The organism is Streptomyces sp. NPDC029164, from assembly GCF_055563995.1.
This window is the reverse complement of the sequence record NZ_JBVHWW010000025.1, coordinates 37,054-61,178: the sequence shown is the minus strand read 5'-3', so window position 1 is coordinate 61,178 and position 24,125 is coordinate 37,054. Positions and strand designations below refer to the sequence as shown.

The 24,125-nt window shown below is 70.6% G+C and carries 19 protein-coding genes; 5 read left to right on the top strand and 14 right to left on the bottom strand.

What is annotated here, in order from left to right:
* Positions 1–22: 22 nt before the first annotated feature.
* From ACZ4VT_RS23765 to ACZ4VT_RS23755, 3 genes are all read right to left on the bottom strand, one after another.
* Positions 23–1,123 (bottom strand): amidohydrolase family protein, encoded by a 1,101-nt coding sequence (locus ACZ4VT_RS23765; protein ID WP_467952461.1) that lies wholly within the window; start codon positions 1,121–1,123, stop codon positions 23–25.
* A gap of 73 nt (positions 1,124–1,196) precedes the next feature.
* Positions 1,197–1,568, bottom strand: a complete 372-nt coding sequence (locus ACZ4VT_RS23760) for a hypothetical protein (RefSeq protein WP_467952460.1) — start codon at positions 1,566–1,568, stop codon at positions 1,197–1,199.
* Positions 1,569–1,592: 24 nt separating this feature from the next.
* A complete protein-coding gene (locus tag ACZ4VT_RS23755) occupies positions 1,593–2,540 on the bottom strand; it encodes a heme o synthase (protein WP_467952568.1) in 948 nt (315 codons plus the stop codon).
* Positions 2,541–2,867: 327 nt separating this feature from the next.
* Here ACZ4VT_RS23755 and tkt point away from each other — a divergent pair, with 327 nt between their 5' ends.
* The 5 genes from tkt (at position 2,868) to pgl (ending at position 9,712) form a co-directional block, all read left to right on the top strand.
* Positions 2,868–4,970: a transketolase gene (tkt, locus tag ACZ4VT_RS23750; protein WP_467952459.1), complete on the top strand. Its 2,103-nt coding sequence runs from the start codon at positions 2,868–2,870 to the stop codon at positions 4,968–4,970.
* A gap of 34 nt (positions 4,971–5,004) precedes the next feature.
* Positions 5,005–6,123 carry a transaldolase gene (gene tal / locus ACZ4VT_RS23745; protein WP_467952457.1) on the top strand — a complete coding sequence of 373 codons (1,119 nt, stop codon included), beginning with the start codon at positions 5,005–5,007 and terminating at the stop codon, positions 6,121–6,123.
* Between the two features lie 5 nt (positions 6,124–6,128).
* Positions 6,129–7,655, top strand: a complete 1,527-nt coding sequence (gene zwf / locus ACZ4VT_RS23740; RefSeq protein ID WP_376614137.1) for a glucose-6-phosphate dehydrogenase — start codon at positions 6,129–6,131, stop codon at positions 7,653–7,655.
* A complete protein-coding gene (opcA, locus tag ACZ4VT_RS23735; RefSeq protein ID WP_467952454.1) occupies positions 7,652–8,692 on the top strand; it encodes a glucose-6-phosphate dehydrogenase assembly protein OpcA in 1,041 nt (346 codons plus the stop codon). The genes zwf and opcA overlap by 4 nt, the downstream gene beginning before the upstream one ends.
* Positions 8,693–8,929: 237 nt before the next feature.
* Entirely contained in the window at positions 8,930–9,712 is a 783-nt protein-coding gene (gene pgl, locus ACZ4VT_RS23730; protein WP_388836163.1) for a 6-phosphogluconolactonase, read from the top strand.
* Between the two features lie 55 nt (positions 9,713–9,767).
* Here the strand turns inward: pgl and pgi are convergent, their stop codons facing one another.
* The 11 genes from pgi to uvrC form a co-directional block, all read right to left on the bottom strand.
* Complete coding sequence (gene pgi, locus ACZ4VT_RS23725) at positions 9,768–11,423, bottom strand: glucose-6-phosphate isomerase (RefSeq protein WP_467952566.1); 1,656 nt, start codon at positions 11,421–11,423, stop codon at positions 9,768–9,770.
* 150 nt (positions 11,424–11,573) lie between these two features.
* On the bottom strand, positions 11,574–11,909 hold the full coding sequence (locus ACZ4VT_RS23720) for an RNA polymerase-binding protein RbpA (RefSeq protein ID WP_010352468.1): 336 nt from the start codon (positions 11,907–11,909) through the stop codon (positions 11,574–11,576).
* A 182-nt stretch (positions 11,910–12,091) separates the two neighbouring features.
* Positions 12,092–12,322, bottom strand: coding sequence for a preprotein translocase subunit SecG (gene secG, locus ACZ4VT_RS23715; RefSeq protein ID WP_030388924.1), 231 nt, complete (start codon positions 12,320–12,322; stop codon positions 12,092–12,094).
* A 130-nt stretch (positions 12,323–12,452) separates the two neighbouring features.
* Positions 12,453–13,241 (bottom strand): triose-phosphate isomerase, encoded by a 789-nt coding sequence (gene tpiA, locus ACZ4VT_RS23710; RefSeq protein WP_467952452.1) that lies wholly within the window; start codon positions 13,239–13,241, stop codon positions 12,453–12,455.
* Positions 13,242–13,247: 6 nt separating this feature from the next.
* The gene (locus ACZ4VT_RS23705) at positions 13,248–14,462 is read right to left on the bottom strand and encodes a phosphoglycerate kinase (protein WP_467952451.1); all 1,215 of its coding nucleotides are present in this window, start codon (positions 14,460–14,462) and stop codon (positions 13,248–13,250) included.
* Between the two features lie 131 nt (positions 14,463–14,593).
* Complete coding sequence (gap, locus tag ACZ4VT_RS23700; protein WP_351291391.1) at positions 14,594–15,601, bottom strand: type I glyceraldehyde-3-phosphate dehydrogenase; 1,008 nt, start codon at positions 15,599–15,601, stop codon at positions 14,594–14,596.
* A gap of 232 nt (positions 15,602–15,833) precedes the next feature.
* A complete protein-coding gene (locus tag ACZ4VT_RS23695) occupies positions 15,834–18,794 on the bottom strand; it encodes a M14 family metallopeptidase (protein WP_467952449.1) in 2,961 nt (986 codons plus the stop codon).
* A 141-nt stretch (positions 18,795–18,935) separates the two neighbouring features.
* Positions 18,936–19,931, bottom strand: coding sequence for a DNA-binding protein WhiA (whiA, locus tag ACZ4VT_RS23690; protein WP_030009075.1), 996 nt, complete (start codon positions 19,929–19,931; stop codon positions 18,936–18,938).
* Positions 19,922–20,983, bottom strand: coding sequence for a gluconeogenesis factor YvcK family protein (locus ACZ4VT_RS23685; protein ID WP_467952448.1), 1,062 nt, complete (start codon positions 20,981–20,983; stop codon positions 19,922–19,924). The genes whiA and ACZ4VT_RS23685 overlap by 10 nt, the downstream gene beginning before the upstream one ends.
* The gene (gene rapZ / locus ACZ4VT_RS23680) at positions 20,980–21,927 is read right to left on the bottom strand and encodes an RNase adapter RapZ (protein ID WP_030720410.1); all 948 of its coding nucleotides are present in this window, start codon (positions 21,925–21,927) and stop codon (positions 20,980–20,982) included. The genes ACZ4VT_RS23685 and rapZ overlap by 4 nt, the downstream gene beginning before the upstream one ends.
* Positions 21,924–23,960 carry an excinuclease ABC subunit UvrC gene (uvrC, locus tag ACZ4VT_RS23675; protein WP_467952446.1) on the bottom strand — a complete coding sequence of 679 codons (2,037 nt, stop codon included), beginning with the start codon at positions 23,958–23,960 and terminating at the stop codon, positions 21,924–21,926. The genes rapZ and uvrC overlap by 4 nt, the downstream gene beginning before the upstream one ends.
* Positions 23,961–24,125: the final 165 nt, after the last annotated feature.

Below are 24,125 nucleotides of genomic sequence, written 5' to 3'. Positions count from 1 at the left end.
CCCCCGGACCCGTCAGGGCCTCTCAGGTCCTGACGGGCCCGTCCAGGCGGTAGACGCGGCGGGCATTGCCCGCCGCGACCAGGCCCGCCACCCGGTCCGCGTCCCGCCAGGACCAGGACCCCTCGGCGACCCAGCCGCCCAGCACCCGGCCCAGCGCCTCCCGGAACACCAGGGCCCCCACCGCGTGCAGTTCGGGCAGCTGCCGGCCGCCGCTGGAGAACAGCACCTTCCCGAACGGCGCCAGCTCCAGCAGCTCCGCCAGGACCGCCGCCGCCCGCGCCCCGGTCTGCCCGAGGGCCGCGCCGGCATCGGCGTAGACGTGCGGGAAGGCCGCGGCGAGCTGCGCCGTGTGCCGGTGGCGGGGATAACCGCCGATCAGCACCAGCCGCGCGCCCAGGCCCGCGGTGGCCCGTACGAACTCCGTCAGCGGGGCGGGATCGCCCGCGCCCGTGTGCAGCTGGAGCGGCAGCCCGGACGACACCGCGCTCCACAGCAGGTGCCGCAGGAGTACGGGATCCCGTACGGCCCCGCCCCGCGGCCGCCCGGCCAGCCACCGTCCGGCCGCCCCGCGCACCTCGCCCGGACCGGGCGGATCGGGTACGGAGGCCGGGGCGCCGGCTCCGTCGAAGGCGGCCGCGCAGGTGAAGGCCGCGGCCCCGGCGGCGGCGTGGTGGACGGCCTCGGCCAGATTGGCGAGGAAGGCGGACACCGTCCCGGAGGTGTCGGCGACCTGCTCGGCCAGTAACTCCAGCCGGACCGACTCGAAGGCCTCGGCGTCCCCGGCGAGCGCCAGCTCCTTGGGCCCGGTGAGGTCTCCGGCCACCCCGGTGTCGACCAGGTACGCGGCGACCCCGGACCCCCTGAGCAGCCGCCGGGCGGACTCGGCCGCGCCCAGCTCGCGCCGCCGTGCCAGATAGCGGGCGGGGGCGGCGTGCGGCTCCAGCCCCAGCAGCGGCGGGCACCAGCGGCGCACCGCGAAACCGGTCTGGGTGTCGAAGAAGGTGGTGCCCGCGGCGGGCGGGCCGGCCGAGCGGATCAGCTGGGCCTCGAAGGTGCCCAGGCCCAGCTCCGTACGGAGTACTCCGTGGCAGTACTGGTCCACCAGGGGCGGCGTTTCGATCATCCGGGCATCCCGTTGCGGACGTGAGGAAGGGGCTTCCACACGTCCTAACGGGTGAGCGGGGTGTGAGGTGTTGCTAGCGCTGTTGACCGAGAACCTGGTTCTCGTGTCCGCCGAGCTGGATGCCGGCCATCCGCGTCCACTCGTACGGGCCGGTGCGCACGCGCGCGGCGAACTCCCCGTCGAACTCCTCGTGGAGGGTCAGCCCGGCCTTCTCGGCGGCCAGCCGCGCCACGGCGAACGTCGGCGCCACCAGGTCGCCCCAGCCGCCGTCCGTTCCCACGAGCACGATCCGGGTCCCGGCCTGCCCGAGGTGGGCGAGCTGGCCCTCGGCGCCCCCGTGCTTCCTGGCGAAGGCGCCGATCTGCTTGGCGAGCTTCGCCGCCGTACGGTCCTGCTTCTTGTCCGCGGCGCCTGCGGCGGCTGCGGTGTCTGCGGTGTCTCCCATGGAGGGCATGCTACCGGCGAGTAATCAGCGGAGGAAGGGATCCACGGCCACCGCCACGAACAGCAGCGACACGTAGGTGATCGACCAGTGGAACAGGCGCATCTCCTTGAGCTTCGCGCCCGTCACGCCCGCCTTGGCCCGCGCGTGCAGCGCGTGGGCCTCCCACAGCCACCAGCCGCCGGAGACCAGCGCGACCGAGGTGTAGAACCAGCCGGTGTACCCCATCGGGGTCAGCAGCAGCGAGACCGCCACCATCACCCAGCTGTAGAGGACGATCTGGCTCGCCACGGCCTTGCTGCCGGCCACGACGGGCAGCATCGGCACGCCGGCGCGCGCGTAGTCGTCCTTCACCTTCATCGACAGCGGCCAGTAGTGCGGCGGCGTCCAGAAGAAGATGACGAGGAAGAGGACGACCGCGGCCCAGGAGACCTCGTTCGTGACCGAGGACCAGCCGATGAGCACCGGCATGCAGCCCGCGATGCCGCCCCAGACGATGTTCTGGGCGGTGCGCCGCTTCAGCAGCATCGTGTAGACGACGACGTAGAAGAGGAGCGCGCCGAGCGACAGCGCCGCCGACAGCCAGTTGACGAGGAAACCGAAGAACAGGGTGGAGACCACCGCGAGGGTGAGGCCGAAGGCCAGGCACTCCCGCGGGCTGACCATGCCGGTCACCAGCGGGCGCTGCGAGGTCCGGTCCATCAGCGCGTCGATGTCGCGGTCGATGTACATGTTCAGCGCATTGGCGCCGCCCGCGGACAAGTAGCCGCCGAAGCAGGTCACGAGGACCAGCCACAGGGACGGCACGCCCTGCTCGGCGAGGAACATCACCGGCACTGTGGTGATCAGCAGAAGTTCGATGATCCGCGGCTTGGTCAATGCCACGAAAGCCATGACGCGGGCCCCGAACGGCCGGTGACCGGGGCTCGTCCCGAGCACCGCCGCTGGACGGGATTCGACGGCCGTCACGCACACCCCTGAGAGAGAATCCAGCAAGCTACGACTCGGACCACCACGAAGATGAAGGCCCGGTTAAGGCTTGCGCGTACCACGCCACTGTAGACGTTGCGCTTACGTCGCCCCGCGCCGGGGTCGCCTCGTGTTGGGCCGATCGGACCGTGCATACCTACGGGGGACGACGCGCTCCGGCCCCCCGTGAGCGGGTGAACACCGGTCGGCGGCGCGGTGACGGACTGCGTGCACTCGAATAGCTGCACGCCGTTGCGGGGGTAGGCTCGGAATCGCGCCGGTGCACCGTTCGTCACCGGGATTCATACATGTGGAGAGGAGCCCTGACCCACGGTGAGCACCAAGCCGACCACCACAGAGCTCGAGTGGACCGAACTGGACCAGCGGGCCGTCGACACCGCCCGCATCCTGGCCGCTGACGCGGTCCAGAAGGTCGGAAACGGCCACCCCGGTACGGCGATGAGCCTGGCCCCCGCCGCGTACACCCTCTTCCAGAAGGTGATGCGGCACGACCCGGCGGACCCCGAGTGGGTGGGCCGCGACCGCTTCGTGCTCTCCGCGGGGCACTCGTCCCTGACGCTCTACACCCAGCTGTACCTCGGCGGGTTCGGGCTCGAACTGGACGACCTCAAGGCGTTCCGCACGTGGGGTTCCAAGACCCCCGGTCACCCGGAGTACGGCCACACGGCCGGCGTGGAGACCACCACCGGCCCCCTCGGCCAGGGTGTCGCCAACGCGGTGGGCATGGCCATGGCCGCCCGCTACGAGCGCGGCCTGTTCGACCCGGAGGCCGCCCCGGGCACCTCCCCGTTCGACCACATGGTCTACGCGATCGCGGGCGACGGCTGCCTCCAGGAGGGCATCTCCCACGAGGCGTCCGCGCTGGCCGGCCACCAGAAGCTCGGCAACCTCGTCCTGCTCTGGGACGACAACCACATCTCCATCGAGGGTGACACGGAGACGGCCGTCTCCGAGGACACCATCAAGCGCTACGAGGCCTACGGCTGGCACGTCCAGCGCGTCGCGCAGCAGGAGAACGGCGACCTCGACCCGAAGGCGCTGTTCGCCGCCCTCCAGGCCGCCAAGGCCGAGACCGGGCGCCCCTCCTTCATCGCGGCCCGCTCGATCATCGCCTGGCCGGCCCCGCACGCCCAGAACACCGAGGCCGCGCACGGCTCGGCGCTCGGCGACGACGAGGTCGCGGCCACCAAGCGCCTCCTCGGCTTCGACCCGGAGCAGAGCTTCGAGGTCTCCGACGAGGTCATCGCGCACACCCGCAAGGCCCTGGACCGCGGCCGCGAGGCCAAGGCCGCCTGGGAGAAGGACTTCTCCGCCTGGCGCACGGCCAACCCGGAGCGCGCCGCCTCGTTCGACCGCATCAACGCCAACGAGCTGCCCGCGGGCTGGGAGGACGAGCTCCCCGTCTTCGAGGCCGGCAAGGCCGTCGCCACCCGCGCCGCCTCCGGCAAGGTGCTCCAGGCCCTCGGCGCGGTCATCCCGGAGCTGTGGGGCGGCTCGGCCGACCTGGCCGGCTCCAACAACACCACCATCGACAAGAACTCCTCGTTCCTGCCGAAGGACAACCCGCTGCCGGAGGCCGACCCGTACGGCCGCACCATCCACTTCGGCATCCGCGAGCACGCCATGGCCGCGGCCATGAACGGCATCGCCCTGCACGGCCACACCCGTATCTATGGCGGCACCTTCCTGGTGTTCTCCGACTACATGCGCAACGCCGTGCGCCTGTCGTCGCTGATGCACCTGCCGGTGACGTACGTGTGGACGCACGACTCCATCGGTCTCGGCGAGGACGGCCCGACGCACCAGCCTGTCGAGCACCTCGCCTCGCTGCGCGCCATCCCGGGCCTGAACGTCGTCCGTCCGGCCGACGCCAACGAGACCGCGATCGCCTGGCGCGAGATCCTCAAGCGCCACACCAAGGTCTTCGGCAAGGGCGCCCCGCACGGCCTCGCGCTCACCCGCCAGGGCGTGCCGACCTACGAGCGCAACGAGGACGCCGCCAAGGGCGGGTACGTCCTGTTCGAGGCCGAGGGCGGTCCGGCGCAGGTCCTCCTCATCGCCACCGGCTCCGAAGTGCACGTGGCCGTCGAGGCCCGCGAGCAGCTCCAGGCCCAGGGCGTTCCCACCCGGGTCGTCTCGATGCCGTCCGTCGAGTGGTTCGAGGAGCAGGACCAGGATTACAAGGACAGCGTCCTGACGCCGTCGGTGAAGGCCCGCGTCGCGGTCGAGGCGGGCATCGGCCTGACCTGGTACCGCTACGTCGGCGACGCCGGCCGGATCGTCTCGCTGGAGCACTTCGGTGCCTCGGCCGACGCGAAGGTGCTCTTCCGCGAGTTCGGGTTCACCCCCGAGAACGTGGTGGCCGCCGCCCGGGCCAGCATCGATTCAGTTCGCCTCGCCGCCGCCGCGCGCTGACGCCGTTACGCAACCAAGTAGGAGATGTAATCCCATGACAGACGCACTCAAGCGCCTCTCCGACGAAGGCGTCGCGATCTGGCTGGACGACCTGTCCCGCAAGCGCATCACGTCCGGCAACCTGGCCGAGCTCATCGACCAGTCGCACGTGGTCGGCGTCACCACCAACCCGGCGATCTTCCAGAAGGCCATCAGCGGCGGCGAGGGCTACGAGCAGCAGCTCACCGACCTCGCGACCCGCAAGGTCACGGTGGAAGAGGCCCTGCGCATGATCACCACGGCGGACGTCCGCGACGCCGCCGACATCCTGCGCCCGGTCTACGACCGCACCGACGGCCAGGACGGCCGCGTGTCGATCGAGGTCGACCCGCGCCTGGCGCACAGCACCCCGGCGACCATCGCCGAGGCCAGGCAGCTGGCCTGGCTGGTGGACCGCCCGAACACGCTCATCAAGATCCCGGCGACCAAGGCCGGCCTGCCGGCGATCACCGAGGTCATCGGCAAGGGCATCAGCGTCAACGTCACGCTGATCTTCTCGCTGGAGCGCTACCGCGAGGTCATGGACGCGTACCTGGCGGGCCTGGAGAAGGCCAAAGCCGCCGGCCTGGACCTGTCCCTGATCCACTCGGTCGCCTCCTTCTTCGTGTCCCGCGTGGACTCGGAGATCGACAAGCGCCTGGACGCGGTCGGCACCGACGAGGCGAAGGCCCTCAAGGGCAAGGCGGCGCTCGCCAACGCCCGTCTGGCCTACGAGGCCTACGAGGAGGTCTTCTCCTCGGACCGCTGGACCGCCCTGGAGCGCGTCGGAGCCAACAAGCAGCGTCCGCTGTGGGCCTCGACGGGCGTCAAGGACCCGGCGTACAAGGACACCCTGTACGTGGACGACCTGGTCGCCCCGAACACGGTGAACACCATGCCGGAGGCCACCCTGGAGGCCGCCGCCGACCACGGCCGGATCACGGGTGACACCGTGCGCGGCACCTACGAGCAGGCCCGCGCCGAGCTCGATGCGGTCGCGGCGCTGGGTATTTCGTACGACGATGTGGTGCAGCTGCTCGAGGACGAGGGCGTCGAGAAGTTCGAGGCGTCCTGGAACGACCTGCTGAAGTCGACCGAGGCGGAGCTTGAGCGCCTTGCCCCCACGGAGGCCTGAACACCTTGTCTGTGAACGGAGCGAACCCGCTTCGTGACGCACAGGACCGGCGGCTCCCGCGCATCGCGGGGCCGTCCGGCCTGGTCATTTTCGGCGTTACGGGTGACCTGTCGCGCAAGAAGCTGATGCCTGCCATCTACGACCTGGCCAATCGCGGCCTGCTCCCGCCGGGCTTCTCGCTGATCGGGTTCGCCCGCCGCGAGTGGGAGCACGAGGACTTCGCCCAGGAGGTGTACGAGGCCGTCAAGCAGCACTCGCGCACCCCCTTCCGGGAGGAGGTCTGGCAGCAGCTGGTGCAGGGCTGCCGGTTCGTGCAGGGCGATTTCGACGACGACGCGGCCTTCGAGACCCTGAAGGCGACGATCGACGACCTGGACAAGGCGCAGGGCACGGGCGGCAACTTCGCCTTCTACCTGTCGGTCCCGCCGAAGTTCTTCCCCAAGGTGGTCCAGCAGCTCAAGAACCACGGGCTGGCGCAGAAGGAGGGCTCCTGGCGGCGTGCCGTCATCGAGAAGCCCTTCGGCCACGACCTGAAGAGCGCCGAGGAGCTCAACAAGGTCGTTCACGAGGTCTTCCCCCGTGACGAGGTCTTCCGGATCGACCACTACCTCGGCAAGGAGACCGTCCAGAACATCCTGGCGCTCCGCTTCGCCAACACCATGTTCGAGCCGATCTGGAACCGGTCGTACGTCGACCACGTGCAGATCACCATGGCCGAGGACATCGGCATCGGCGGCCGGGCCGGGTACTACGACGGCATCGGCGCGGCCCGTGACGTCATCCAGAACCACCTGCTGCAGCTGCTGGCGCTCACCGCGATGGAGGAGCCCGGCTCCTTCCACCCCAAGGCGCTGGTGGCGGAGAAGCTCAAGGTCCTCACGGCCGTCGAGCTCCCCGAGGACCTGGGCAAGCACACCGTGCGCGGCCAGTACTCGGGCGCGTGGCAGGGCGGCGAGAAGGTCGTCGGGTACCTCGAAGAGGACGGCATCGACCCCAAGTCGAAGACCGACACCTACGCGGCCGTCCGGCTGGAGATCAACAACCGCCGCTGGGCGGGCGTTCCCTTCTACCTGCGGACGGGCAAGCGCCTGGGCCGCCGGGTGACCGAGATCGCCGTGGTCTTCAAGCGTGCCCCGTACCTGCCGTTCGAGTCGGGCGCGACCGAGGAGCTGGGGCAGAACGCGCTGGTCATCCGGGTCCAGCCGGACGAGGGCGTCACGGTCCGCTTCGGTTCCAAGGTTCCGGGCACCTCCATGGAGGTCCGGGACGTCACGATGGACTTCGCCTACGGCGAGTCCTTCACGGAGTCGAGCCCCGAGGCGTACGAGCGGCTCATCCTCGACGTGCTCCTCGGCGACGCGAACCTCTTCCCGCGTCACCAGGAAGTCGAGCTGTCCTGGAACATCCTCGACCCGATCGAGGAGTACTGGGACAAGCACGGCAAGCCCGCGCAGTACCCGGCGGGCACCTGGGGTCCGGTCGAGGCGGACGAGATGCTCGCACGAGACGGACGGAGCTGGCGCCGGCCATGAAGATCGACCTCACGGAGACCAACTCCAGCAAGATCAATGCCGCGATGGTGCAGGCACGCCGGGACATCGGCACGCCGGCCATCGGCATGGTCCTCACGCTGGTGATCGTGACCGACGAGGAGAACGCGTACGACGCGCTCAAGTCGGCGAACGACGCGTCCCACGAACACCCCTCGCGGATCGTCGTCGTCATCAAGCGGGCCAGCCGCTCGCCGCGCAGCCGCCGCGACGCCCGGCTCGACGCGGAGATCCGCGTCGGGGCGGACTCCGGCAGCGGTGAGACGGTCGTGCTCCGCCTTCACGGCGAACTGGTCGACCACGCCCAGTCGGTGGTTCTCCCGCTGCTCCTGCCGGACGCCCCGGTGGTCGTCTGGTGGCCGGACGGTGCACCCCAGGACCTGGCGGGCGATCCGCTGGGGACGCTGGGCCAGCGCCGGATCTCGGACACGTACTCGTGCGAGAACCCGATCCGGGAACTCAGCGCCCGGGGGGCGTCGTACGCCCCGGGGGACACGGACCTGTCCTGGACCCGCATCACCCCGTGGCGCTCCATGCTGGCCGCCGCACTGGACCAGCAGAACCTCTCGGTCGCCTCGGCGACCGTCGAGGGCGAGGACGAGAACCCGAGCTGCGAGCTGCTGGCCATGTGGCTGGCGGACCGGCTCAACGTCCCGGTCACGCGCACGCTGTCCTCGGGCCCCGGCCTGACGGCGGTACGCCTGTCGACCAAGGACGGCGACATCGTCCTGGACCGCGCGGACGGGGCCCTGGCCACGCTGTGCATGCCGGGGCAGCCCGACCGTGCGGTGGCGCTCAAGCGCCGCGACACGGCCGAGCTCCTGGCGGAGGAGCTGCGCCGGCTGGACCCGGACAACACGTACGAGTCCGCACTGAAGTTCGGCGTGGCGAAGCTGCAGCCGTCGGCTGCGCCGGCTCCCCCGGCCCAGGCCGAAGCCCCCGCCAAGGCGGAGGCCGAGGCCAAGCCGGAGGCCCCGAAGCCGGCGGCCAAGCCGTCGAAGAAGGCCGCGAACAAGTAACCGGGCCCTGCGGGGCTCTCCCCCACCCCGCCCTTTCACCGTTTCCCGGTGCTCCGCCCCAGACCCCGGTCCTCAAACGCCGGACGGCTGGAAGATTCAGCCTCGCCGGCGTTTGAGGCGCGGGGGTCCGGGGCGGAGCCCCCGGTTTCGGGAAGGGGCGGGGTGGGGGAAAGGCTCCGCGCAGCGGCACCCCGCCCCGCCCACCCGCACTACCAAAGAAGGCGGCAGCACATGGGTATGACGACTCCCCAGGTCGTCGTCCACCGGGACAAGGAACTGATGGCCCAGGCCACCGCGGCCCGGCTCATCACGAAGATCGTGGACGCGCAGGCGGCCCGCGGCACGGCGTCCGTGGTCCTCACCGGCGGGCGCAACGGCAACGGCCTCCTCGCCGCACTGGCCGCCGCCCCCGCCCGCGACGCCGTCGACTGGGCGCGCCTGGACCTCTGGTGGGGCGACGAGCGGTACGTCCCCGCCGACGACCCCGAGCGCAATCACACGCAGGCCCGCGAGGCCCTCCTGGACTCGGTCCCGGTGGACCCCGCCCGCGTGCACGTGATGCCGGCCTCGGACGGCCCGTACGGGGCCGACGTCGACGCGGCCGCGGCCGCCTACGCGGCCGAGCTGGCGAAGGCGGCAGGCCCCGAGGACCACGGCCCGGTGCCGCGCTTCGACGTGCTGATGCTGGGCGTGGGCCCGGACACGCACGTGGCCTCGCTCTTCCCGGAGCACCCGGCGGCCCGCGAGAGCGAGCGGACGGTGGTCGGCGTCCACGGCGCCCCGAAGCCCCCGCCCACCCGCATCTCGCTGACGCTCCCGGCGATCCGGGCGGCCCGTGAGGTCTGGCTGCTGGCGGCCGGCGAGGACAAGGCCGGCGCGGTGTCCATCGCCCTCGGCGGGGCCGGCGGGGTGCAGGCCCCGGCCGCGGAGGCGTACGGCCGCTCCCGCACCCTGTGGCTCCTGGACCGCGCGGCGGCGGCGAAGCTCCCGACCGGGATGTACCCCCCGGCCTCTTCCTGACCCCGTACGACCCGAAGGGCCCGCCTCTAAGGCGGGCCCTTCGGTCGTCCGGCCGTCAGCTGCGGCCGCGCAGCTTCCGGTACGTGGCCACGAGGGCCTTCGTCGAGGCGTCGAGACCCTCGACGTCCACGCCCTCGGTCAGGGCGGGCTCGACGCGCTTGGCGAGCACCTTGCCGAGCTCGACGCCCCACTGGTCGAAGGAGTCGATGTTCCACACCGCGCCCTGGACGAACACCTTGTGCTCGTAGAGCGCGATCAGCTGGCCCAGCACCCCGGGGGTGAGCTCGGTCGCCAGGATGGTGGTCGTCGGGTGGTTCCCGTGGAAGGTCTTGTGCGGGACCAGCGATTCCGGGGTCCCTTCGGCGCGCACCTCGTCCGCCGTCTTGCCGAAGGCCAGCGCCTGGGTCTGCGCGAAGAAGTTGGCCATCAGCAGGTCGTGCTGGGCCGCCGGGGCGGCCGCCAGCTCGGCCACCGGCTTCGCGAAGCCGATGAAGTCGGCGGGGATCACCTTCGTGCCCTGGTGGAGCAGCTGGTAGTAGGCGTGCTGCCCGTTGGTGCCCGGCGTGCCCCAGACCACCGGGCCCGTCTGCCACTCCACCGGATTGCCGTCGCGGTCCACGGACTTGCCGTTTGACTCCATGTCCAACTGCTGCAAGTACGCGGTGAAGCGCGAGAGGTAGTGGCTGTACGGGAGCACGGCGTGCGACTGCGCGTCGAAGAAGGCGCCGTACCAGATCCCCAACAGGCCCATCAGGAGCGGCGCGTTCTCCTCCGGCGGCGCCGTGCGGAAGTGCTGGTCCATCAGGCGGAAGCCGGCCAGCAGGTCGCGGAAGGCGCCGGGACCGATCGCGATCATCAGGGAGAGGCCGATGGCCGAGTCGAAGGAGTAGCGGCCGCCGACCCAGTCCCAGAACTCGAACATGTTGGCCGGATCGATGCCGAAGTCGGTGACCTTCTCGGCGTTGGTCGACAGCGCCACGAAGTGCCGTGCCACGGCCGCCTGGTCGCCGCCGAGGCCGGCCAGCAGCCAGCCGCGCGCGGAAGTGGCGTTGGTGATGGTCTCGATGGTGGTGAAGGTCTTGGAGGCGATGATGAACAGCGTCTCGGCCGGGTCCAGGTCCCGCACGGCCTCGTGCAGGTCGGCGCCGTCGACGTTGGACACGAAGCGCACGGTCAGCGCGCGGTCGGCGAAGGCGCGCAGGGCCTCGTACGCCATGGCCGGACCGAGGTCGGAGCCGCCGATGCCGATGTTGACGACGTTCCTGATGCGCTTGCCGGTGAAGCCGGTCCACTCCCCCGACCTGACCTGGTCGGCGAAGGCCGCCATCTTGTCCAGGACGGCGTGCACGCCGGGGACCACGTCCTCGCCGTCCACCTCGACGACGACGTCCCTGGGCGCGCGCAGGGCGGTGTGCAGGACCGCCCGGTCCTCGGTCGTGTTGATCTTCTCGCCGCGGAACATCGCCTCGCGCAGCTCGGCCACGCCGGTGGCCGCGGCCAGTTCGCGCAGGAGCGCGAGCGTCTCGTCGGTCACGAGGTGCTTCGAGTAGTCGATGTGCAGGTCCCCGACCCGCAGGGTGTAGTCGGCGCCGCGGCCGGGATTCTCCTCGAACAGCTCCCGCAGATGCGTCTGCCCGAATTCCTCCCGGTGCTTGCCGAGTGCCAGCCACTCCGGCGTCCGGTTGAGCTTCGTCCTGCTGTCTGCGTTCATCTCGGACATCAACCCGTTTCTTCCGTCCTGTCGTGCCCCGCCGTTCTCCAACCTAAGGGATCAGAAGCGGCGCAACGCACACAAAGAGGCCCGGCTCCGCAGGAGATGATTCCTGGGGGCCGGGCCTCACGTCACACATTCGGGGCGGTGTCAGATCTCGCCGCGGAGTTTGGCGAGCGCCTCGGCGAGGATCGCCTCGCCGTCGGCGTCGGAGCGCCGTTCCCGTACGTACGCCAGGTGCGTCTTGTACGGTTCGGTGCGCGGCGGCGCGGGCGGGTTGTCCCGGTCCTGGCCGGCCGGGAACCCGCAGCGCGGGCAATCCCAGGTGTCCGGCACCTGCGCGTCGCTGGCGAAGCTCGGCTGCGTCTCGTGCCCGTTCGAGCACCAGAAGGAGATGCGCAGGCGGGGCGCGGACTCGCCGCGCTCTGCCTCACCCATCGGCCCCGCTCCGACCCGGCTACCACGGATCGCGTTGCCACTTGCCACGGTCGTAACTCCCTGCGTGATGGTGCCGCGGAGTGTGAGTGGAATTTCCGCCGCGGAGCGCCCAAGTCTACGTAAGGCCCAACGCACGTCCAGTGAGCGGAGTTACTGATTCCGCGCTATGAACGCCGGACCTCATGATAGGCCGGGCACCACCGACAGGACTGCCGGAATGGCCAGAACGGTCAGCTGCTCGACTTCATCAGCAGACCGAGCGCGACGATGCACGCGAACCACAGCAGACCCACGACGACGGTGATGCGGTCCAGGTTGCGCTCCGCGACGGAGGAACCGCCGACCGACGACTGCATTCCGCCGCCGAACATGTCGGAGAGGCCGCCGCCCTTGCCCTTGTGCATCAGCACGAGCAGCATCAGCAGGGCGCTGAAGACGATCAGGGCGATCGAGAACCCCATAATCACGGCTGATTCCTACTTTCTGGCTTTTTCAGGCTTTCCGGCTTTGCGGGATGTGCGCGGGGGCCAGTGGCTGATGGTTCAGCCTCTGGCCCCCGCAAGGGTACGACGGATCCGCCCTACCGCATACTCACTGGTCGCGGAAGCGGACGATCTTGACGAACTCCTCCGCGTCCAGCGCCGCGCCGCCGATCAGGGCGCCGTCGACGTCGGGCTGCGCCATGATCGCCGCGATGTTCCCGGCCTTCACCGAGCCGCCGTACTGGATGCGGACCTTGTCGGCCAGCTCCTGCGAGTACAGCTCCGCGAGGCGGGTGCGGATCGCCCCGCAGACCTCCTGGGCGTCGTCGGGGGTGGCGACCTCGCCGGTGCCGATGGCCCAGACGGGCTCGTAGGCGATCACGATGGACTCGACCTGCTCGGCCGGGACGTCCTTGAGGCCGCCGTCGAGCTGGCTCAGCGTGTACGGGACCTGCCGGCCGGCCTTGCGGACGTCCAGGCCCTCGCCGACGCACAGGATCGGGGTGATCCCGTGCCGGTAGGCGGCCTTGACCTTGGCGTTGCAGATCTCGTCGGACTCGCCGTGGTACTGGCGGCGCTCGCTGTGGCCGACGGCCACGTACGTGCACTTCAGCTTCGCCAGCATGGAGCCGGAGATCTCGCCGGTGTAGGCGCCGGAGTCGTGCGCGGACAGGTCCTGGGCACCGTACTTGATCTTCAGCTTGTCGCCGTCGACCAGGGTCTGGACCGAGCGCAGGTCGACGAAGGGCGGCAGGACCGCGACCTCGACGGCGTCGTAGTCCTTGTCGGCGAGGGCGAAGGCGAGCTTCTGGACGTGGGCGATGGCCTCGAGGTGGTTGAGGTTCATCTTCCAGTTGCCCGCCATCAGCGGGGTACGGCCGTTTACGGCGTCAGACATAAGGGGTCAGCCCTCCAGGGCGGCGAGGCCGGGGAGCGTCTTGCCCTCGAGGTATTCGAGGGAGGCGCCGCCACCGGTCGAGATGTGGCCGAAAGCATTCTCGTCGAAGCCGAGGATGCGGACCGCGGCGGCGCTGTCTCCGCCGCCGACGACGGTGAAGGCACTGCTGTCGAGCAGGGCCTGGGCGATGGCCGTGGTACCGCCGGCGTAGGCGGGGTGCTCGAACACGCCGACCGGGCCGTTCCAGAAGACGGTCTTGGCGTCGGCGATCTTCGACGCGTACAGCTCGCGCGTCCTGGGACCGATGTCCAGGCCCTCCTTGTCGGCGGGGATCTTGTCCGCGTCGACGGTCTCGAAGGTCGCCGGAGCCTTGGTCTTCAGGTCCGGGAAGTCCGCGGAGACCAGCACGTCGACGGGGAGGACCAGCTCGACGCCGGTGTCCTCTGCGCGCTGCATGTACTCCTTGACGACGTCCACCTGGTCCTTCTGGAGCAGGGAGATGCCGACCTCGTAGCCCTTGGCGTACAGGAAGGTGTAGGCCATGCCGCCGCCGATGAGGATGCGGTCGGCCTTGCCGAGCAGCTCGTCGATCACGTCCAGCTTGTCGGAGACCTTGGCACCGCCGAGGACCACGACGTACGGGCGCTCGACCTCGGCGGTGAGCTTCTTCAGGACGCCGATCTCGGTGGCGATGAGGTAACCGGCCGCGTGCGGGAGGCGCGCGGGCAGGTCGAAGACCGAGGCGTGCTTGCGGTGGACGGCGCCGAAGCCGTCGCCGACGTAGACGTCGGCGAGCTCGGCGAGCTGGTCCGCGAAGGCGCCGCGCTCGGCGTCGTCCTTCGAGGTCTCACCGGCGTTGAAGCGCAGGTTCTCGATGACGGCCACCCGGCCGTCGGCGAGGGCCGCGATGGTCTCCTTGGCGGAGGCCCCGACGGTGTCGGTGGCGAAGGCGACGTCCGCGCCGAGCAGTTCGCCGAGGCGGGTGGCGGCGGGGGCCAGCGAGAAGGCCGGCTCGACGCCGGTGCCCTTCGGGCGGCCCAGGTGCGAGGCCACGATGACGCGGGCGCCGGCGGCGGCGAGCTTCGCGATCGTGGGCTGGACGGCGCGGATGCGGCCGTCGTCGGTGATGGTGCCTTCGGCCAGCGGGACGTTCAGGTCCGCGCGGACGAAGACCCGCTTGCCCTTGACGCCCTCGGCGAGGAGTTCATCGATCGTCTTCATGTGTACCTACTCCTTTGTGCCCTTCGCTCGAAGGGCGAGGAAGGGAGAACGAGGCAAGCAACAGGGCCCGTGCGGCGCTTCGTCGCGCTGCTCGGACCCTGTGCTCACATCGTGGTGCCTTGCCTATGTGCTTAGAGCTGACCGCCGACGAAGACGGTGAGGTCGACGAGACGGTTGGAGTAGCCCCACTCGTTGTCGTACCAGCCGACGACCTTAACCTGCGTGCCTTCCTGGACCATGGTCAGGGAGGAGTCGAAGGTGCAGGACGCGGGCCAGTTCACGATGTCGGAGGAGACGATCGCGTCCTCGGTGTAGTCGAGGATGCCCTTCAGCTGCCCCTCGGCGGCCTTCTGGAAGGCCGCGTTGATCTCTTCCACCGTGGTCTCGCGGGAGAGCTCCAGGACCAGGTCGGTGACCGAACCGGTCGGAACCGGGACGCGCATGGCGATGCCGTCCAGCTTGCCCTTGAGCTGCGGCAGGACCAGGGCGGTGGCCTTGGCGGCGCCGGTGGAGGTCGGGATGATGTTCTCGGCGGCGGCGCGGGCGCGACGCAGGTCCGAGTGCGGGAAGTCCAGGATGCGCTGGTCGTTCGTGTACGCGTGGACCGTCGTCATCATGCCCTTGACGATGCCGAAGTTCTCGTCGAGGACCTTGGCCATCGGCGCCACGCAGTTGGTGGTGCAGGAGGCGTTGGAGATGACGTGGTGGTTGGCCGCGTCGTACTTGTCCTGGTTGACGCCCATGACGATGGTGATGTCCTCGTCCTTGGCCGGAGCCGAGATGAGGACCTTCTTCGCGCCGGCCGCGATGTGCTTGGCGGCGTCGGCCTTCTTGGTGAAGATGCCGGTCGACTCGATGACGATGTCGGCGCCCAGTTCACCCCAGGGGAGGTTCGCGGGGTCGCGCTCGGCGAAGGTCTTGAAGGTCTGGCCACCGACGGTGATGCTGCTGTCGGTGTGGCTGACCTCGTGCTTCAGCCGGCCCAGGATGGTGTCGTACTTGAGAAGGTGCACCAGGGTGGCGTTGTCAGTCAGGTCGTTGACACCGACGATCTCGATGTCCGCTCCCTGCTCCAGGAGCGCCCGGAAATAGTTGCGGCCAATGCGGCCAAAACCGTTGATGCCTACGCGGATCGTCACGAACCGATCTCCTCGTTGGTGCGCCGGTTAGTGCGCCGGCGAGCTGAAATGGGATGTCCCCGACCGCTTACGACCCTACCTCTCCGTGAGCTTTTGGGTGACATCGGTCGGAGCCTGACACTCCCCCCACTTCGTGGGGGACCCCCGCTCCGGTCCCGTTCCTGACGCTCCGGAACGGGACCGGGGGACTTTGGTCCCGGTCACTCAGGGTGAGTGACGAACGGGCCTTCGATCAGCGGTTCAGCGTGCGCAGCGCCTTACCGACGAGTAGGGCGCGGTCCGCCGCGGCGGGCACGTGCTCCAGCCCGAAGCCCAGCAGGACGGTGTCACGGGTAGTGACCGCCGCATAGGACTTGAACAGCTCGCCGGACCGGGACCAATCGCCGGGAACATCGGGACTTCCGGCGGGTGCGCCCTGTGCCGTCCAGACACCGAGGGACGACTCGAAGCCCTCGACGGCCTGTTCCGCGCCGCCGACGGACAGCCGCGCCTCGTCCGCGAAGACGCCGCGGCCGCCCGAGCCCGGGTCGGTGATGTAGGAGAGCGAGACCTCGACGGTCTTGCCCGCGTACGCGCTCAGGTCGAAGGAGACCTGCTTCCAGCCGCCGGAGGAACCGGTGAAGCTGTTCCACGCGCCGCTGGTGCCCTGGGCGGTGCAGCCGCCGGAGTCCAGGGTGAGGTAGCGCCGCAGGAAGGGGTGGCCGTTCATGAAGAACCCGGCCGCGCACTCCTCCGGCACCGTGGTGCTGCTCAGGCCGCCCTTGTCGGGCAGCGTGGTCCAGTCGTCGCCGCCGGCCGTACGGGCCTCCAGCGCGGCGTGGTCGTAGCCCTCCTCGGTGTGCCAGTTGAGGGCGAGCTTCAGCTGCGGCTGGTCGGCCGCGGTGACCCCGGTGAGGTCGATCGTGCGGACGAGGCGCTTCCAGTCGTCGTCCGCGTGCAGGGCCGAGGCCATCCCGGTGCCCGCGTAGGGGGCGTACGGGTTCACGACCCCGGTGAACCGGCCGGCCTGGACGCTCGTGAACTGCGGGAACTGCGCGGGGGCCAGGCTCTCGGAGGTGACGGTGTAGGCGCCGGGGGCGTTCAGCGGGTTGCCCTCGGCGTCGCCGAGGCCGCCCTGCGCCCCGGTCAGGGAGCCGGCGCCGGTGAAGCCGCTCGCTCCGGGCGTACTGATCCGGCTGTACGCGCCGAGCCAGTACTGGCTGAAGTCGTTGGTCACGGCGCGGCCGACCTGGGCGTTGCCTCCCGCCAGCTCACCGGCCTCGATCAGCTTGCCGCCCTCGTTCAGGAAGTCGCGCACCGCGAGCTGGGTGTCACCGCCGGGGGTCTTGGCCCCGGTGTAGTGAACGGCCGTACGGAAGTGCGAGAGCACGCCCAGATGGTGCGGGGCGCCCTGCGTCGCCACGTCCCAGACCGCCGCGGACTTCCCGTTGGCGCGCAGGGCGTCGACGTAGCTCTGGGCGTGCTGGGCCTTGGCCCCCTCCTCGGCGATCACCAGGACGTCCGCGCGCGGCCGCTCGGCCACGGTGTACGTGAAGTGCTCACTGGAGACCTGCTTGCCGGAGCGGTCGCGGCCGGTGAACCAGACCTCCACCTTGTCGCCGGGCCTGGCGCCGTCCACCTTGGCGCGGTACTCGTCGAACCAGTTGTTGTCCTCGCCGCCGTAGGTCTCGCCGCCCTTCCAGGCCTTGAGCTCCTCGTCGTGCGTGCGGCCGCCGTTGATCCGGAAGTTGAGCTCCTTGTCCTTCAGCGCCTTGCGGGCCGTGACGGAGACCGTCTGGTCCTCGCCGCGGGCGACGTAGGAGGTGGTGAAGGGGTCGACGGTGAAGTCGGCGGCCTTCAGGCCCAACGAGGACTTCGGCTGGTCGGGGTGCTCGGCGCTCTCGGCCACGGACAGGGCGAAGGGGACGTTCTTGGCGAACTCCGCCTGGATGAGCTTCTCGTCGTCCGGGAAGTTGAAGCCGGAGGCGCAGTCCTCGGGCTTCCACTGGTCGTTCGGGTCGGCCGCCGAAGCGGTCTGACAGGTGGTCATCTCCGGCGTGAACATCATGACGCCGTTGACGTTGGAGGCGTGGCCGTCGGCCTCGCCGTTCGTGGTGTAGAGCTCGGAGGAGAGCTGCGGGTAGTAGCCGGGGACCGCGGGGTTCTCCGGGGTGCCGGCGAGCGCCTCGTAGGCGACGTCGTCGGGGGTGGGCGTGGCCACCTGCCAGCCCACGCCGTAGAGCAGCAGCTCGGCGGCGGAGTGGTAGTTGATGGCGTAGTCGAAGCCGATGCGCCTCTCGAAGGCGTCGAGGGCGGTGGTCTCGGGCTCGGAGGAGGCCTTCGGGCCGCGGTAGGTCTCGCTCGCCTGGTTCGGCGAGGAGCCCTCGTTGTCGTAGCCCCACTTGAAGGCGAAGTTGCGGTTGAGGTCGATCCCGTCGCCGGCGGTGATCTTGCCGTCGCCGTTGTTGTCGCGCAGGTTCTTGCGCCACAGCCGCTCGCCGTCCGGCGCGTGCGTGAAGTCGTACCCGTCCGGGTTGGCCGAGAGCAGGAACCACAGCTCGGTGGAGTCCACCAGCCGGGTGATCCGCTGGTCCTTGCCGTAGTTGTCGATCGTGTGGTGCATCAGCCGCCGGGTCATCTCGGGGGTGATCCACTCACGGGCGTGCTGGTTGGACATGTAGAGCACGGAGGGCTTGGCGCCGTCCTTGGTCCTCTTGGCGTTCTTGCTGACCTTGAGGGCGAGGATGTCCTTGCCCTGGACGGTCTTGCCGATGGAGACGACCTTGGTGAGCGCCGGGTTCTCCTGCGCCGTGCGCAGGATCTCCTCCTGGAGACCGCCCTTGCCGCTGTACGGACGGAACACGCCCTCGCCGGCGGCCTTGGCACGGGCCAGCCCCTGGGCGCCGATCTTCCGCTCGGCGAGCTTGACGCCCTGGGCGGCGAGCTCCCTGGCCTGGCCGCCGGTGAGGAAGAGCTCGACCCGGGCGGTCCCGCTCTCCGGGGCGCGCTCGCTGAGCTCGTGGGCGTCCTGGCCGGCGGCGAGGACGAGCGGGACCTGTTCGCGGGTGATGTCGGCGTCGTAGACCCGCACCTCGTCGGCCCCGGACGCGGTGCCGGAACCGGGCTGGGCCTGGGCCGCCGCGGGCAGCGCGGCGAGTGTGGTTGCGAAGACGAGTGCGCTTGCGGCGAGGATCGATCTCGCACGGTGCCTCATATGCCCCCCTGGGCGTCGTCTGCCACGAAAGCGTTTGGACGCCAGACTCAAGACCGGCCCATGCTCATGTCAATGGGGCCTACGGCAAAGGGGCCCGCACGAGTGATCGCGCGGGCCCCTTTGCCGTACGGGGAGCGTCGGCTAACCGGCCATGTTGTCGGCCATCTCCTCGCTGAGGTCGAGGTTCGACTCGGTGCCCGGGATGCCGAGGTCCTGGGCCCGCTTGTCGGCCATCGCCAGGAGGCGGCGGATCCGGCCCGCGACGGCGTCCTTGGTCAGCGGCGGATCGGCGAGCGCGCCCAGCTCCTCCAGGGAGGCCTGCTTGTGCTCCATGCGCAGCCGGCCGGCCGCGGCGAGGTGCTCGGGGACCTCCTCGCCGAGGATCTCCAGAGCGCGCTGCACGCGGGCTCCGGCGGCCACCGCGGCCCGCGCCGAGCGGCGCAGGTTCGCGTCGTCGAAGTTGGCGAGGCGGTTGGCGGTGGCGCGCACCTCGCGCCGCATCCGCCGCTCCTCCCAGGCCAGCACGGACTCGTGGGCGCCGAGGCGGGTCAGCAGGGCGCCGATCGCGTCGCCGTCGCGGACGACGACCCTGTCGACCCCGCGCACCTCGCGCGCCTTGGCGGCGATGGAGAGCCTGCGTGCGGCGCCCACCAGGGCCAGGGCGGCCTCCGGGCCGGGGCAGGTGACCTCCAGGGAGGAGGACCGGCCCGGCTCGGTGAGCGAGCCGTGGGCCAGGAAGGCGCCGCGCCACGCCGCCTCGGCGTCACAGGTGGCCCCCGAGACCACCTGCGGCGGAAGGCCCCGGATGGGGCGCCCGCGGCCGTCCACGAGGCCCGTCTGGCGCGCCAGCTGGTCGCCGCCGGCCACGACGCGGACCACGTAGCGGCTGCCGCGGCGCAGTCCGCCGGGGGCCATCACCACCAGGTCCGAGGAATGGCCGAAGATCTCCAGGATGTCCTTGCGCAGGCGTCTGGCCGCGATCCCGGTGTCGAGCTCCGCCTCGATGACGATGCGGCCGCTCACCAGGTGCAGGCCGCCCGCGAACCGAAGGATCGCCGAGACCTCCGCCTTCCTGCAGCAGGTCCGGGTGACGGGGAGGCGGGAGATCTCATCCTTCACCGCGGGCGTCATCGCCATGGGCCGATCCTTCCATGCATCCGAAAAATACGGTCGTACGCGGCGGCCAGCAGCTCCGGATCGTGCTTCGGAGAACCGTCCTGCCTGGCCACGGGCGCCAGCTCGACCGCGGCACCGAACCGTTTCGCGGCATCGGCGAGGGACTCGCGGTCGGGCACGGCGGCCTCGTCGGCCAGCACCACGTCCAGGGCGAGTTTAGGGGCGTGTCGGGCCAAAACCTCCAAATGACGCTGCGGAGAGAAGCCCTCTGTTTCGCCGGGCTGCGGCGCGAGGTTCAGCGAGAGGACCCGCCGGGCCTTCGTCTCGACCAGCGCGTCGAGCAGTTCCGGCACCAGCAGGTGCGGAATGACGGACGAGAACCAGGACCCCGGGCCGAGAACCACCCAGTCGGCGTCCAGGACCGCCGCGACGGCCTCCGGCACGGCCGGCGGGTCGCTGGGCACCACCTGTACGGAGAGCACCTCGCCCGGGGTCAGGGCCACGGTGGCCTGCCCGCGGACGGTGTCCACGTCCTCGGGTCTGGCCGGATCGTGGCCCCTGACCAGGGCCTGGAGCTCCAGCGGCACCGCCGACATCGGCAGCACCCGGCCCTGGGCACCGAGCAGCCTGCCCACCAGGTCGAGGGCCTGGACGGGGTCGCCGAGCTGTTCCCACAGGGCGACGATCAGCAGGTTGCCGACGGCGTGCCCGTGCAGGTCGCCCTCGGACTGGAAGCGGTGCTGGATGACACGGGCCCAGGTCTGGCCCCAGTCGTCGTCCCCGCACAGCGCGGCCAGCGCCTTGCGCAGGTCCCCGGGTGGCAGCACGTCGAGCTCCTCCCGGAGCCGGCCGCTGGAGCCTCCGTCGTCGGCGACGGTGACCACCGCGGTGAGGTCACCGGTGATCCGGCGCAGGGCGGCGAGGGAGGCCGACAGGCCCTGGCCGCCGCCGAGCGCCACCACCTTGGGAGTGGCGCCGCGCCGGCGGCCGGAACGGCCGGAACGGCCCGCGCCGTCCTCGCCCCGCGGGGTGAGGCGGCGCAGACGGCTCAGCCGCGGGGTCCGTGCGGTCACTCGCGCCCCATGTCCCGGTGGACGACGACGGTCTCGACTCCCTCGGAGGCGAGGCGGGCGGCGAGCTTCTCGGACATGGCCACGCTGCGGTGCTTGCCGCCCGTGCAGCCGACCGCGATGGTCACGTACCGCTTGCCCTCGCGGCGGTAGCCGGTGGCGATGAGCTGGAGCAGCTCGGTGTAGCGGTCGAGGAACTCCTTGGCGCCGGGCTGGCTGAAGACGTACCCCGACACCTCCTCGTTGAGCCCGGTGAAGGGGCGCAGCTCCGGGACCCAGTGCGGGTTCGGGATGAAGCGGCAGTCGACGACGAGGTCGGCGTCGACGGGGAGGCCGTACTTGTAGCCGAAGGACATGACGGTGGCCCGCAGCTCGGGCTCCTCGTCCCCGGCGAACTGGGCGTCCATCTTGGCGCGCAGCTCGTGCACGTTCAGGCTGGAGGTGTCGATCACCAGGTCGGCGTCGCCGCGCAGCTCGCGCAGCAGGTCGCGCTCGGCTGCGATGCCGTCGGTGATGCGCCCGTCGCCCTGGAGCGGGTGCGGACGGCGGACCGACTCGAAGCGGCGGACCAGTGCGTCGTCGGAGGACTCCAGGAAGACGATGCGGCGGGTGACGCCCTTGCTGTCGAGGTCGGCGAGGGACTCGCGCAGGGCGTCGAAGAACTGGCGGCCGCGGACGTCGACGACGACGGCGATGCGCGCCACGTTGCCCTGGGAGCGGGCGCCGAGCTCCACCATGGTCGGGATCAGCGCCGGCGGGAGGTTGTCGACGACGAACCAGCCGAGGTCCTCCAGACACTTGGCCGCCGTGCTGCGGCCGGCCCCGGACATGCCGGAGATGATCACCAGCTCGGGGATGGCCGCCTCGGCGGTCTCGCCGGGCTCCACTGTCGTGCCCGTACTCACCTGTGCTCCGTCTCGGTCGTGCGTGGTCTCGTGCTCGGTCATTGCTCGGTCCCCCGTTCGGACGATGGCTCCCGGCTGCCGCCGGGAGGTGCCCCCACCCGCGGGGGCGGGGTCTCATCCTCAATGATCTCTCCTGTCGCCGTGTTGACGGCAGGGCCGGCGGGGACCGCCCCGGCGAGGGCCGCGGCCACGGTCTCGGCCGTCTTGCGTCCTATGCCCGGGACCTCGCAGATCTGGTCGATTGTCGCCTGTCTCAGCTTCTTCACCGAACCGAAGTGCTTGACCAGGGCTTGTTTGCGACTCTCGCCGAGGCCGGGCACCTCGTCGAGGGGGCTCGACTTCAGGCGCTTGCCGCGCTTGTTGCGCTGGTACTGGATGGCGAAACGGTGGGCTTCGTCACGCACCCGCTGGAGCAGGTAGAGGCCCTCGCTGGTGCGGGGCAGCACGACCGGGTCGTCCTCGCCGGGCAGCCAGACCTCCTCCAGCCGCTTGGCCAGGCCGCACACGGCGACGTCGTCCACCCCGAGCTCCTCCAGGGCCCGCTTGGCGGCGGCGACCTGCGGCTGCCCGCCGTCGACGACGACGAGCTGCGGCGGGTACGCGAAGCGCTTGGGCCGCCCGTCGTCCTCGGGCACCGCGCCCTCGCCCTCCTCGGCCTCCCACTCGCCGGTCTTCAGCTTCTCCTGGAGGTAGCGGCGGAAGCGCCGCGAGACCACCTCGTGCATGGAGCGGACGTCGTCCTGCCCCAGATGCGACTTGATCTGGAAGCGCCGGTACTCGCTCTTGCGGGCCAGCCCGTCCTCGAACACCACCATCGACGCGACGACGTCGTCCCCTTGCAGGTGGGAGACGTCGAAGCACTCGATGCGCAGCGGGGCGCTGTCGAGCTCCAGGGCCTCGGCGATCTCCTCCAGGGCCCGCGAGCGGGTGGTGAGGTCGCTGGCACGCTTGGTCTTGTGCAGGGCGAGGGACTGGAGCGCGTTGCGGTGGACGGTCTCCATGAGGGCCTTCTTGTCGCCGCGCTGCGGTATCCGCAGGCTGACCTGGGAGCCGCGGCGGTCGGCGAGCCACTGGCTCAGCACCGGCGTGTCCTCGGGGAGCGCCGGGACCAGCACCTCCTTGGGGACGGCCTCGCCCTTCTCCTCGCCGTACAGCTGCTGGAGGGCGTGCTCGACGAGCCCGGCGGTGTCGACGGCCTCCACCTTGTCGGTGACCCAGCCGCGCTGGCCGCGGACGCGGCCGCCGCGCACGTGGAAGATCTGCACCGCCGCTTCGAGCTCGTCCTCGGCGACCGCGATCAGGTCGGCGTCGGTGGCGTCGGCCAGCACGACGGCGTTCTTCTCCATGGCCCGGCGCAGCGCCCCGATGTCGTCGCGCAGCCGGGCGGCCTTCTCGTACTCCATCTCCTCGGCGGCCTCGTGCATCTCCTTCTCCAGGCGGGAGAGGTACGTCCCCGTCCGCCCGGCCATGAAGTCGCAGAAGTCCTCGGCCAGTTCGCGGTGCTCATCGGGGGTGACCCGGCCGACGCAGGGCGCGGAGCACTTGCCGATGTAGCCGAGCAGGCAGGGGCGGCCGATCTGGGCGGAGCGCTTGAACACTCCGGCGGAGCAGGTCCGCACCGGGAACACCCGGAGCATCAGGTCGACGGTCTCGCGGATGGCCCAGGCGTGCCCGTACGGACCGAAGTAGCGCACGCCCTTCTTCTTGGGCCCGCGCATGACCTGGACCCGGGGGTACTCCTCGTTCATGGTCACGGCGAGGGAGGGGTAGCTCTTGTCGTCCCGGTACTTGACGTTGAACCGGGGGTCGAACTCCTTGATCCACGAGTACTCCAGCTGGAGCGCCTCGACCTCGGTGGACACCACGGTCCACTCGACGGAGGCGGCCGTGGTCACCATGGTGGCGGTACGGGGGTGCAGGCCGGCGACGTCCTGGAAGTAGCTGGCCAGGCGCTGGCGCAGGCTCTTGGCCTTCCCGACGTAGATCACCCGGCGGTGTTCGTCGCGGAACTTGTAGACCCCGGGGGAGTCGGGGATCTGCCCCGGCTGGGGGCGATAGCTGGAAGGGTCGGCCATGCCAACCACCCTACTGGCGCGGTCCGACAACCCGCCGTAGCCCTCCGGGCCCGGTCTGCGGCTCCGGGTGATCCGCTGCGCGCGGCTCCCCGGGCTCCGCCCGGACCCGAAAGACCGGGACTCCGCCCCGGACCCGCGCCTCAAACGCCGGCGGGGCTGACTTCA